Genomic DNA, 12,433 nt, shown 5'->3' on the forward strand with positions numbered 1-12,433 from the left:
GCTAAGATCTTCGACTAATTCTCAGGAATTGCTGAAGACTTCTGAAAAATCTTTGAATAAGATTTGACGAACCAGTAGCAAAAAGGGCATCATTTGATGCCCTTTTTCTGCACTAAATATAATGTTTGCTAATTTCTTATCCAAGCAGATATTAAGCAGGATTTTTTGCCCAAGATGTTGCTTCTTGGTCATTAAGAAAGAGTACGTCAATCGATAAGGTTGTCGTTTCATGGATTTGCCCTGCAACAGCGGGGTTGTTGTCGTCTATATTAAGACTTGTGACAGGTTTGGTTTTATGAAAGCAAATAATGCTGAAACTCCTGAAAGCTCAAATGGCGCAGATATCTTCAAGTGGATTGTCACTTTCGTTCTGCTAGCTGCCGCTGTTGTGGGTAATTACCTGTATGGTGAAATGTCTGTAGTGATTCGCGCTGCAGGTGTTGTTGTACTGATTGCTGCGGCACTTGGTGTTGCTGCTACAACAACAAAAGGTAAAGCTGCGATCGAGTTCGCTAAAGAATCTCGTATGGAAGTTCGCAAAGTAGTTTGGCCAACGCGTCAAGAAACTGTGCAAACGACTTTGATCGTTTTAGCTGTAAGTATTGTAATGGCTCTGGCACTTTGGGGCATCGACGGCATTATGGTTCGTCTTGTCAACTTTGTGACTGGGGTATAGAGGGTTTTAATTCATGAGTGAAGCTCCTAAAAAACGCTGGTATGTGGTTCAAGCCTTCTCTGGATTTGAAGGTCGTGTAGCTCAGTCTCTTCGCGAGCATATCAAAATGCACAGCATGGAAGAGCTATTTGGTGAAGTTCTAGTCCCTACTGAAGAAGTAGTGGAGATGCGCGCAGGCCAACGTCGTAAGTCTGAGCGTAAGTTCTTCCCTGGTTACGTCCTCGTTCAGATGATCATGAACGATGAATCATGGCACCTAGTACGCAGCGTGCCACGTGTCATGGGCTTCATTGGTGGTACCTCTGACCGTCCAGCTCCTATCACTGATAAAGAAGCTGACGCTATCCTTAACCGTCTTGAGAAGGCGAGTGAATCACCACGTCCACGTACTATGTACGAAGCGGGTGAAGTGGTACGTGTTACTGACGGTCCATTTGCTGACTTCAACGGTACCGTTGAAGAAGTGGATTACGAGAAGAGCCGCCTGAAAGTGTCTGTATCGATCTTTGGTCGTGCAACACCAGTTGAGCTTGAGTTTGGTCAGGTTGAAAAACTTGATTAAAAAAACACCTTTTTAGGGTTGTTTAAGGCGCGAATTATGACTATAATTTCGCGCCTTTTTACTTCCATCGAAGTAAAAAGTTATTTACGTAAACGGGGAGCTGATCGGTCGATTAGCGTTAGTACCCAAAATTAGGAAAAATCATGGCTAAGAAAGTTGAAGCTTACATCAAGCTACAAGTTGCTGCTGGTATGGCGAACCCGAGTCCACCGGTTGGTCCTGCTCTAGGTCAACACGGTGTGAACATCATGGAATTCTGTAAAGCGTTTAACGCAAAAACAGAATCTGTTGAGAAAGGTCTACCGACTCCAGTTGTTATCACAGTATACAACGACCGTTCTTTCACGTTCGTAACTAAGACTCCACCTGCTGCAGTTCTTCTTAAGAAAGCGGCTGGCGTTAAGTCTGGTTCAGGTCGTCCAAACACTGAGAAAGTGGGTACTGTAACTGACGCTCAGCTTCAGGAAATCGCAGAAACTAAAGCTGCAGATATGACTGGTGCTGACATCGAAGCAATGAAGCGTTCTATCGCTGGTACTGCTCGTTCAATGGGCCTAGTGGTAGAGGGTTAAGATCATGGCAAAACTAACTAAGCGCATGCGCGTTATCCGCGAAAAAGTTGACGTAACTAAAGAATACGAAATCAACGAAGCTGTAGCTCTTCTTCAAGAACTAGCAACTGCTAAATTCGTTGAGTCTGTAGACGTTGCTGTTAACCTAGGCATCGATGCTCGTAAATCTGACCAGAACGTACGTGGTGCAACTGTACTACCTCACGGTACTGGCCGCGAAATCCGCGTTGCAGTGTTCACTCAAGGTGCAAACGCTGAAGCAGCTAAAGAAGCTGGCGCAGACATCGTTGGTATGGAAGATCTTGCTGAGCAAGTGAAGAAAGGCGAAATGAACTTTGACGTAGTTGTTGCTTCTCCAGATGCAATGCGCGTTGTAGGTCAACTAGGTACTATCCTAGGTCCTCGCGGTCTAATGCCAAACCCTAAAGTTGGTACTGTAACTCCTAACGTTGCTGAAGCAGTTAAGAACGCTAAAGCTGGTCAGGTTCGTTACCGTAACGACAAGAACGGCATCATCCACACTACTATCGGTAAAGCAAACTTCTCTGCTGAGCAGATCAAAGAGAACCTAGAAGCACTTCTAGTTGCTCTGAAGAAAGCTAAGCCATCTTCTGCTAAGGGTACATTCCTGCAGAAAGTAAGCATCTCTACTACTATGGGTGCTGGTGTTGCTGTTGATCAGGCTAGCCTGAACACTCTAGCAAACTAATATATTTGCTTAGGCGCGAAATTTGTGTATAATTTCGCGCCTAATATTTGTGGTTGGGGCTGAACTTTGGTTCTGTAAGAATTAAGACCCAGTCTCCGTCCAAGACCGTAGGCGTCTGAATTTATTTGATAAATAAAGACTTAATTACCCTACGTAGATGGTGCCCGAACTGACAGAAAGCTCTATGTAAATAGTTACCTTTCTTCTGGGAAGCACCTCAATAGCTCTCACTGTTGTGATAATAGTGAGTGGTGTAACGACAACCAGGAGTAAATCCAAGATGGCTTTAAACCTTCAAGACAAAAAAGCAATTGTTGCTGAAGTCAACGAAGCTGCCAGTGGTGCACTTTCTGCAGTTGTAGCTGACTCTCGTGGCGTTGAAGTAGGCGCGATGACTTCTCTACGTAAACAAGCTCGTGAAGCGGGCGTTTACCTGAAAGTTGTTCGTAATACTCTAGCGCGTCGTGCGGTTGAAGGTACAGACTACGAGTGTCTAACAGACACTTTCACTGGTCCTACTCTAATCGCATTCTCTAACGAGCACCCAGGTGCCGCAGCGCGTCTTTTCAAAGACTTCGCTAAAGAGAACGACAAGTTCGAGATCAAAGCTGCTGCATTCGAAGGCGCAGTTACTGATGCTGAAGTACTAGCGACACTACCAACTTACGACGAAGCAATTGCACGCCTAATGATGTGCATGAAAGAAGCTTCTGCAGGCAAGCTGGTACGTACTATCGCTGCACTACGCGATCAAAAAGAAGAAGCTGCGGCATAAGCCTTGCTTTTTACTGGTTGCTAATTAAACTTATTGTTGATTTTAAAAGAGAATTGTTATGTCTATTACTAACGAGCAAATCCTAGACGCAGTTGCAGAAATGTCTGTAATGCAAGTTGTTGAACTAATCGAAGCAATGGAAGAGAAATTCGGTGTTTCTGCTGCTGCTGCTGTTGTTGCTGGCGGCGCTGCTGGTGGCGAAGCTGCTGCTGAGCAAACTGAATTCGACGTAATCCTAGAATCTGCTGGCGGTAACAAAGTTGCTGTAATCAAAGCAGTACGTGGCGCAACTGGCCTAGGTCTTAAAGAAGCTAAAGCTCTAGTAGACGGCGCACCTGCACCTCTAAAAGAAGGCATCGAGAAAGATGAAGCTGAAGCTCTTAAAGCTCAGCTAGAAGAAGCTGGTGCAAGTGTTACTGTTAAGTAATTATTGCATAGTTTCTTAGCCTAACGGCTAATGGCTGGTGGTTTTATAACCACCGGCCTTTTTGCGCTGTAGGGGTTGGGTGATTTTTCCGCTGTTTGAGCACCCAGGTTCCTAGCAAAAAACATTTCATTACAGCTTAATGAAATGTCACTACATTCAAACAGGTGTTAGTCACTGTCTCATAACGATTGGAGACAGTTTGGGTCACTTATCAGCGAGCTGAGGAACCCCATGGTTTACTCTTATACCGAGAAAAAGCGCATCCGTAAGGACTTTGGTACTCGTCCACAAGTGTTGGACATTCCATACCTGCTATCGATCCAGCTCGATTCGTTCGAAAAATTCATCGAACAGGATCCTGAAGGTCAATACGGTCTTGAAGCTGCTTTCCGTTCTGTATTTCCAATTCAGAGCTACAACGGCAATTCCGAGCTGCAATACGTTAGCTACCGTCTTGGTGAGCCAGTTTTTGATGTTAAAGAATGTCAAATTCGCGGCGTAACTTACTCAAAACCACTTCGCGTAAAACTACGCCTAGTAATCTTTGATAAAGACGCGCCAGCAGGTACTGTAAAAGACATTAAAGAACAAGAAGTCTACATGGGCGAAATTCCGCTTATGACAGACAATGGTACCTTCGTTATCAATGGTACCGAGAGGGTTATCGTATCCCAGCTGCACAGAAGCCCAGGTGTATTCTTCGACAGCGATAAAGGTAAGACCCACTCTTCAGGTAAAGTTCTATATAACGCACGTATCATTCCTTACCGTGGTTCATGGCTTGATTTCGAGTTTGATCCTAAGGACAACCTATACGTACGTATCGACCGCCGTCGTAAGCTACCAGCATCTATCATTCTTCGCGCACTAGGTAAGACGACAGAAGAGATCCTGGACATCTTCTTTGAGAAGGTGAACTTCGAGGTTAAAGATCAAACTCTACTTATGGAGTTGGTTCCTGATCGTCTACGTGGTGAAACTGCGTCATTCGATATCGAAGCAAACGGCAAGACTTACGTTGAAACTGGTCGTCGTGTAACGGCACGCCACATCCGTCAGCTTGAAAAAGATGGCGTTGAGCACATCGAAGTACCAGTAGAGTACATCGTAGGCAAAGTGTCTTCGAAAGACTACATCAACGAAGCGACTGGCGAGATCATCGTTGCGGCTAACCAAGAAATCAGTCTTGAAGCACTAGCGAACCTATCTCAGGCAGGCCATAAAGCTCTAGAAGTTCTATTTACGAACGACCTAGATCACGGTCCATTCATGTCAGACACACTACGTATCGACAGCACTGTTGATCGTATTTCTGCATTGGTAGAAATCTACCGCATGATGCGCCCTGGTGAGCCACCAACGAAAGAAGCTGCTGAAGCACTATTCGAAAGCCTATTCTTCTCAGAAGAGCGTTACGATCTATCGACTGTTGGTCGTATGAAGTTTAACAGCTCTATCGAACGTGAAGATGCTCAAGAGCAAGGCACACTTGACGAAACTGATATCGTTGAAGTGATGAAGAAGCTTATCGCTATCCGTAACGGCATCGGTGAAGTGGACGATATCGACCACCTAGGTAACCGTCGTATCCGCTCTGTTGGCGAAATGGCAGAAAACCAATTCCGCGTTGGTCTAGTACGTGTTGAACGTGCTGTTAAAGAGCGTCTAAGCCTTGGTGATCTTGATGCAATCATGCCTCAAGACCTAATCAACGCTAAGCCTATCTCTGCTGCGGTTAAAGAATTCTTTGGCTCTTCACAGCTGTCACAGTTCATGGACCAAAACAACCCTCTATCAGAAGTTACGCACAAGCGTCGTATCTCTGCTTTGGGTCCTGGTGGTCTTACTCGTGAACGTGCTGGCTTCGAAGTACGTGACGTACACGTAACTCACTACGGTCGTCTGTGTCCTATCGAAACGCCTGAAGGTCCAAACATCGGTCTGATCAACTCCCTATCTGCGTTTGCACGTTGTAACGAGTACGGTTTCCTTGAGACTCCATACCGTCGCGTAGTAGATGGTGTAGTAACAGACGAAGTTGATTACCTATCTGCTATTCAGGAAGGTCAGTACGTTATCGCTCAGGCGAACACGGTACTTTCTGAGCAAGGTACATTTGCTGAAGAGCTAATCACAGCTCGTCAGAAAGGTGAATCTGGCCTACACCCACGCGAACATGTTGACTACATGGACGTTGCAACTAACCAGGTTGTATCTATCGCTGCATCGCTTATCCCGTTCCTAGAACACGATGATGCGAACCGTGCATTGATGGGTGCGAACATGCAACGTCAGGCCGTTCCAACACTTAAGGCTGACAAGCCTCTAGTTGGTACTGGTATCGAGCGTAACATCGCAGTTGACTCTGGTGTTACAGCAGTAGCGAAACGTGGTGGTGTAATCCAGTCTGTAGATGCTTCTCGTATCGTTGTTAAAGTAAACGAAGACGAGCTGATCCCTGGTGAAGCAGGTATCGATATCTACAACCTAACTAAATACACTCGTTCTAACCAAAATACGTGTATCAACCAGCGTCCATGTGTGATGCCGGGTGAACCAGTTGCACGTGGTGACGTTCTTGCTGATGGTCCTTCAACAGACCTTGGTGAGCTAGCACTTGGTCAGAACATGCGTATCGCATTCATGCCTTGGAATGGTTACAACTTCGAAGACTCGATCTTAGTATCTGAGCGCGTAGTTCAAGAAGACCGTTTTACTACGATCCACATTCAAGAGCTATCTTGTGTGGCGCGTGATACTAAGCTTGGTGCTGAAGAAATCACAGCTGACATTCCAAACGTAGGTGAGTCTGCTCTGTCTAAACTAGACGAGTCAGGTATCGTTTACATCGGTGCGGAAGTGAAAGGCGGTGACATCCTTGTAGGTAAAGTAACGCCTAAAGGTGAAACTCAGCTAACGCCTGAAGAGAAGCTACTACGTGCTATCTTCGGTGAGAAAGCGTCAGACGTTAAAGACACGTCTCTACGCGTACCAAACTCTGTATCAGGTACGATCATCGACGTTCAAGTATTTACTCGTGACGGTGTTGAAAAAGACAAACGTGCACTTGAAATTGAACAGATGCAGCTTAAAGAAGCGAAGAAAGACCTTACTGAAGAATTCCAGATTCTTGAGGGTGGCCTTCTAAACCGTGTTAAAGCTGTACTTCTTGACGGTGGTTACACTGAAGCGAAACTAGACGCTATCGATCGTAAGAAGTGGCTAGAGCTAACGCTTGAAGATGATGCTCAACAGACTCAGCTTGAGCAGCTAGCAGAGCAGTACGACGAGCTACGTGCTGACTTCGATAAGAAGTTTGAAACTAAGCGTCGTAAGATCACACAAGGTGATGATCTAGCACCTGGCGTACTGAAGATCGTTAAGGTTTACCTAGCGGTTAAACGTCGTATCCAGCCTGGTGATAAGATGGCCGGTCGTCACGGTAACAAGGGTGTAATCTCTAAGATCAACCCTGTTGAAGACATGCCTTACGATGAGAAAGGTCAGCCAGTTGACATCGTACTGAACCCACTGGGTGTACCTTCGCGTATGAACATCGGTCAGATCCTAGAAGTACACTTAGGTCTGGCAGCGAAAGGCATCGGTGACAAGATCAACCAGATGGTGAAAGAGCAGCAAGAGCTGGCTAAGTTCCGTGACTTCCTACAGAAAGTTTACGACCTTGGTGATACTCGTCAGAAAGTAGACGTTGCGTCTCTATCTGATGACGAAGTTCGTACGCTGATCAAGAACCTACGTGGTGGTCTACCGATCGCGACTCCAGTATTTGACGGTGCTTCTGAGCAATCAATCAAAGAGCTATTGAAACTAGGTGACCTACCAGAATCTGGTCAGCTAACGCTATTTGATGGTCGCACAGGTGATGCGTTTGAGCGTCCTGTAACGGTTGGTTACATGTACATGCTGAAACTGAACCACCTTGTTGATGACAAGATGCACGCTCGTTCTACTGGCTCGTACAGCCTAGTAACTCAGCAACCACTTGGTGGTAAAGCTCAGTTCGGTGGTCAGCGTTTCGGTGAGATGGAAGTATGGGCACTGGAAGCATACGGTGCAGCTTACACCCTACAAGAAATGCTAACCGTTAAGTCGGATGACGTTAACGGCCGTACTAAGATGTATAAGAACATCGTAGACGGTAACCACAGCATGGAACCTGGCATGCCAGAATCGTTCAACGTACTGTTGAAAGAGATTCGCTCGCTAGGTATCAACATCGAGCTAGAAGACGAAGAGTAATCCCCACGGGGTTATTTGGTTGAAGGTGCTCACTTTTGCGGGTGAGCTCCTTTTAACTCCTTACAGGAGCTGATTGTGAAAGACTTATTAAACTTTCTAAAAGCACAGCATAAGACCGAAGAGTTTGATGCAATCAAAATCGGTCTATCTTCACCAGACATGATCCGTTCATGGTCTTTCGGTGAAGTTAAAAAACCTGAAACGATCAACTATCGTACGTTCAAACCTGAGCGTGATGGTCTGTTCTGTGCGCGTATCTTTGGTCCAGTAAAAGACTACGAATGTCTTTGTGGCAAATATAAGCGTCTGAAACACCGTGGTGTTATCTGTGAGAAGTGTGGCGTTGAAGTTACACAAACTAAAGTTCGTCGTGACCGTATGGGCCACATCGAGCTTGCTTCACCAGTTGCTCACATCTGGTTCCTAAAATCACTGCCGTCTCGTATCGGTCTACTAATGGATATCCCTCTACGTGATATCGAACGCGTTCTTTACTTTGAAATGTACGTAGTAACTGAACCGGGTATGACTGACCTAGAAAAATCTCAGATGCTGACTGAAGAAGAGTATCTGGATCGTCTAGAAGAGTGGGGTGATGAATTCACGGCTAAGATGGGTGCAGAAGCGATCAAAGACCTACTTGCGTCTATGGATCTGCCTGCTGAAATCGAAGAAATGCGTGAAGAGCTTCAGTCTACTAACTCAGAGACTAAGCGTAAGAAGATCACTAAGCGTCTGAAGCTAGTTGAAGCGTTCGTTCAATCTGGTAACAACCCAGAGTGGATGATCCTAACTGTGCTTCCGGTACTTCCGCCAGATCTACGTCCTCTAGTACCACTAGATGGCGGTCGCTTCGCGACTTCTGATCTGAACGATCTATACCGTCGTGTAATCAACCGTAACAACCGTTTGAAGCGTCTATTAGAGCTTGCTGCTCCGGACATCATCGTACGTAACGAAAAGCGTATGCTGCAAGAGTCTGTTGATGCCCTTCTAGATAACGGTCGTCGCGGTCGTGCGATCACAGGTTCGAACAAGCGTCCTCTGAAATCTCTTGCTGATATGATCAAGGGTAAACAAGGTCGTTTCCGTCAGAACCTTCTAGGTAAGCGTGTAGACTACTCTGGCCGTTCTGTAATCACAGTAGGTCCATACCTTCGTCTGCACCAGTGTGGTCTTCCTAAGAAGATGGCACTTGAGCTATTCAAACCATTTATCTACAGCAAGCTTGAGACTCGTGGCCTAGCGACGACAATCAAAGCTGCTAAGAAGATGGTAGAGCGTGAAGAAGCAGTTGTTTGGGATATCCTAGACGAAGTTATCCGCGAACACCCAGTACTATTGAACCGTGCACCTACACTTCACCGTCTAGGTATCCAGGCGTTCGAACCAGTACTGATCGAAGGTAAAGCGATTCAGCTACACCCACTTGTGTGTGCGGCGTACAACGCGGACTTCGATGGTGACCAAATGGCGGTTCACGTGCCTCTAACTCTAGAAGCACAGCTTGAAGCTCGTACTCTGATGATGTCGACAAACAACATTTTGTCGCCAGCGTCAGGTGATCCGATCATCGTACCTTCTCAGGACGTTGTATTGGGTCTTTACTACATGACTCGTGACAAGATTAACGTGAAAGGCGAAGGTATGTACCTTGCTAGCCCAGCTGAAGCTGAGAAAGCATACCGTACTAAGTCTGCAGAGCTACACGCTCGCGTTAAAGTTCGTATCACTGAGACAGTGAAAGATGAAGATGGCAACAGCACAACAGAGACTAAGCTAGTTGATACAACTATCGGTCGTGCAATGCTATGGCAAATCGTGCCATCTGGTCTTCCGTACAGCATAGTTAACCAGAAGCTAGGTAAGAAGCAGATCTCTCACCTACTTAACGAGGCGTACCGTAAGCTAGGTCTGAAAGACACGGTTATCTTCGCTGACCAAATCATGTACACAGGTTTTGCTTACGCAGCACTTTCTGGTGTATCGGTTGGTATCGACGACATGGTTGTGCCAGACGCGAAATACACTGAGATCGAAGAAGCGGAAGCAGAAGTTCGCGAAATTCAAGAACAGTACCAATCTGGTCTTGTAACTGCGGGTGAGCGCTACAACAAAGTGATCGATATTTGGGCTTCAACCAACGATCGCGTAGCGAAGTTGATGATGGAAAACCTTTCATCTGAAACGGTAGTGAACCGTGAAGGTGAAGACGAGCAACAAGAATCGTTCAACAGCATCTATATGATGGCTGACTCGGGCGCACGTGGTTCTGCAGCTCAGATTCGTCAGCTTGCAGGTATGCGTGGTCTGATGGCACGTCCAGATGGTTCAATCATCGAAACGCCGATCACTGCGAACTTTAAAGAAGGTCTAAACGTACTTCAGTACTTTATCTCAACGCACGGTGCTCGTAAGGGTCTTGCGGATACGGCACTGAAAACAGCGAACTCGGGTTACCTAACTCGTCGTCTAGTAGACGTTGCTCAAGACGTTGTTGTACACGAGCATGACTGTGGCACGCACGAAGGTATCGACATGATGCCTCACATCGAAGGTGGTGACGTTAAAGTTGCACTTTCTGAGCTTGCTCTAGGTCGTGTTGTTGCAGAAGACGTTCTGAAACCAGGTACTGATGAAGTACTGATTCCACGTAATACTCTGATCGATGAGAAGTGGTGTCAGATCATGGAAGATAACTCAGTAGATAGCATGAAAGTGCGCTCTGTAGTTACCTGTGATGCAGACTTCGGTTGTTGTGCACAGTGTTACGGTCGTGACCTAGCACGTGGTCACCTAGTGAACCAAGGTGAAGCAGTGGGCGTTATCGCTGCTCAGTCTATCGGTGAGCCGGGCACACAGCTTACGATGCGTACGTTCCACATCGGTGGTGCGGCATCTACTGCAGCAGCAGAGAACAGCATCCAAGCGAAGACAACTGGTACGGTTAAGCTACACAACGCTAAGTTCGTAATGAACAAAGATAAGAAGCTTGTAATCACGTCTCGTGCTTCTGAGCTGACTATCATCGACGAATTCGGTCGTACAAAAGAGAAACACAAACTACCTTACGGTTCCCTACTAAGCAAAGGCGACAACGATGCGGTTGAAGCTGGCGAAACAGTAGCGAACTGGGAAGCGCACACTATGCCAATCATCACTGAAGTGGCAGGTCGCATCCAGTTTGTGGACATGATCGATGGCGTTACAGTTTCTCGTCAAACAGATGACCTAACAGGTCTATCTTCAAGCGAAGTAACTGAAGCAGCAGCTCGCCCAGCAGCAGGTAAAGATATGCGTCCAGCTATCAAACTTGTTGATGCTGCGGGTAACGACGTAATGATCCCTGGTACTGAAATGCCAGCTCACTACTTCCTACCTGGTAAAGCGATTGTAAACATCGAAGATGGCGCAGAAGTAGGTGTGGGTGATACGCTATCTCGTATTCCTCAGAAGTCTGGCGGTAACAAAGATATCACCGGTGGTCTACCTCGCGTAGCTGACCTATTCGAAGCACGTAAGCCGAAAGAGCCTGCGATTCTTGCTGAGCACACAGGTACTGTGAGCTTCGGTAAAGAAACGAAAGGTAAACGTCGTCTAGTAATCACTCGTGACGGCGGTGACGCTTACGAAGAGATGATTCCTAAGCATCGTCAGCTTAACGTATTCGAAGGCGAGAAAGTTGAACGTGGTGACGTGATCGCAGATGGTCCAGAGTCTCCACATGACATTCTACGTCTACGTGGTATCCACGCTGTGACTCAGTACATCGCGAACGAAGTTCAAGAAGTATACCGTCTACAGGGCGTTAAGATTAACGATAAGCACATTGAGACTATCGTTCGTCAGATGCTACGTAAGTGTACAATCACTCACGCTGGTGACTCTACAGAGTTCCTAGTTGGTGAACAGGTTGAATACGCGAACGTTAAGATTGCTAACCGTCAGCTAGAAGCTGAAGGCAAAGAGCTTGTTCGTTTCGAGCGTGAGCTACTTGGTATTACTAAGGCATCTCTAGCAACTGAATCGTTCATCTCTGCGGCATCGTTCCAGGAGACAACTCGCGTACTAACAGAAGCAGCTGTTTCTGGTAAACGTGATGAGCTACGTGGTCTGAAAGAAAACGTAATTGTTGGTCGTCTAATTCCAGCAGGTACAGGTTTCGCTTACCACCAAGATCGCCAAGCTAAGCGCACTGAAGAACAAGAAGGTCCTTCAGCTGAGCAAGCAACTGACAATCTTGCAGCATTGCTAAACGCAGGTTTCTCTGCTGACGAGTAATCGTTAGTCAAGAAATGATAAAAGGCACCTTAGGGTGCCTTTTTTGTTTTCTAGCCCTAAACCACCTTCTTTAGAAGGTGGTGATCGTTCTTTTGGGCTTTGCCCGAAGAACGCTCATGTTCAAGATGTCCTCGTTTGCAACCAACAAATGAAGGAAATAACGAACATGAG

The 12,433-nt window shown here is 46.4% G+C and carries 8 protein-coding genes; all 8 read left to right on the top strand.

Annotated elements, in window-relative coordinates:
- The first annotated feature begins 295 nt into the window (after positions 1-295).
- The 8 genes from secE (at position 296) to rpoC (ending at position 12,262) form a co-directional block, all read left to right on the top strand.
- On the top strand, positions 296-676 hold the full coding sequence (secE, locus tag IX95_RS25540) for a preprotein translocase subunit SecE (protein ID WP_006957117.1): 381 nt from the start codon (positions 296-298) through the stop codon (positions 674-676).
- A 13-nt stretch (positions 677-689) separates the two neighbouring features.
- Positions 690-1,238 (top strand): transcription termination/antitermination protein NusG, encoded by a 549-nt coding sequence (nusG, locus tag IX95_RS25545; RefSeq protein ID WP_006957116.1) that lies wholly within the window; start codon positions 690-692, stop codon positions 1,236-1,238.
- Positions 1,239-1,381: 143 nt separating this feature from the next.
- The gene (gene rplK, locus IX95_RS25550) at positions 1,382-1,810 is read left to right on the top strand and encodes a 50S ribosomal protein L11 (RefSeq protein ID WP_004747601.1); all 429 of its coding nucleotides are present in this window, start codon (positions 1,382-1,384) and stop codon (positions 1,808-1,810) included.
- Positions 1,811-1,814: 4 nt separating this feature from the next.
- On the top strand, positions 1,815-2,519 hold the full coding sequence (gene rplA, locus IX95_RS25555; RefSeq protein ID WP_004747603.1) for a 50S ribosomal protein L1: 705 nt from the start codon (positions 1,815-1,817) through the stop codon (positions 2,517-2,519).
- A 280-nt stretch (positions 2,520-2,799) separates the two neighbouring features.
- Positions 2,800-3,294 carry a 50S ribosomal protein L10 gene (gene rplJ / locus IX95_RS25560; protein ID WP_006957114.1) on the top strand — a complete coding sequence of 165 codons (495 nt, stop codon included), beginning with the start codon at positions 2,800-2,802 and terminating at the stop codon, positions 3,292-3,294.
- A 58-nt stretch (positions 3,295-3,352) separates the two neighbouring features.
- A complete protein-coding gene (gene rplL, locus IX95_RS25565; RefSeq protein WP_006957113.1) occupies positions 3,353-3,721 on the top strand; it encodes a 50S ribosomal protein L7/L12 in 369 nt (122 codons plus the stop codon).
- A 231-nt stretch (positions 3,722-3,952) separates the two neighbouring features.
- Positions 3,953-7,981 (top strand): DNA-directed RNA polymerase subunit beta, encoded by a 4,029-nt coding sequence (rpoB, locus tag IX95_RS25570; protein WP_006957112.1) that lies wholly within the window; start codon positions 3,953-3,955, stop codon positions 7,979-7,981.
- Positions 7,982-8,056: 75 nt separating this feature from the next.
- Positions 8,057-12,262, top strand: a complete 4,206-nt coding sequence (rpoC, locus tag IX95_RS25575; protein ID WP_006957111.1) for a DNA-directed RNA polymerase subunit beta' — start codon at positions 8,057-8,059, stop codon at positions 12,260-12,262.
- The last annotated feature ends 171 nt before the right edge of the window (positions 12,263-12,433 follow it).

It is taken from the genome of Vibrio sp. B183, assembly GCF_000740665.1.
Taxonomy (GTDB): Bacteria; Pseudomonadota; Gammaproteobacteria; order Enterobacterales; family Vibrionaceae; genus Vibrio; species Vibrio coralliilyticus.

Coding starts and splice junctions, on each gene's coding strand:
- rplA (WP_004747603.1), top strand. CDS start 1,815: ATGGCAAAACTAACTAAGCGCATGCGCGTTATCCGCGAAAAAGTTGAC.
- secE (WP_006957117.1), top strand. CDS start 296: ATGAAAGCAAATAATGCTGAAACTCCTGAAAGCTCAAATGGCGCAGAT.
- rplJ (WP_006957114.1), top strand. CDS start 2,800: ATGGCTTTAAACCTTCAAGACAAAAAAGCAATTGTTGCTGAAGTCAAC.
- nusG (WP_006957116.1), top strand. CDS start 690: ATGAGTGAAGCTCCTAAAAAACGCTGGTATGTGGTTCAAGCCTTCTCT.
- rplL (WP_006957113.1), top strand. CDS start 3,353: ATGTCTATTACTAACGAGCAAATCCTAGACGCAGTTGCAGAAATGTCT.
- rpoB (WP_006957112.1), top strand. CDS start 3,953: ATGGTTTACTCTTATACCGAGAAAAAGCGCATCCGTAAGGACTTTGGT.
- rplK (WP_004747601.1), top strand. CDS start 1,382: ATGGCTAAGAAAGTTGAAGCTTACATCAAGCTACAAGTTGCTGCTGGT.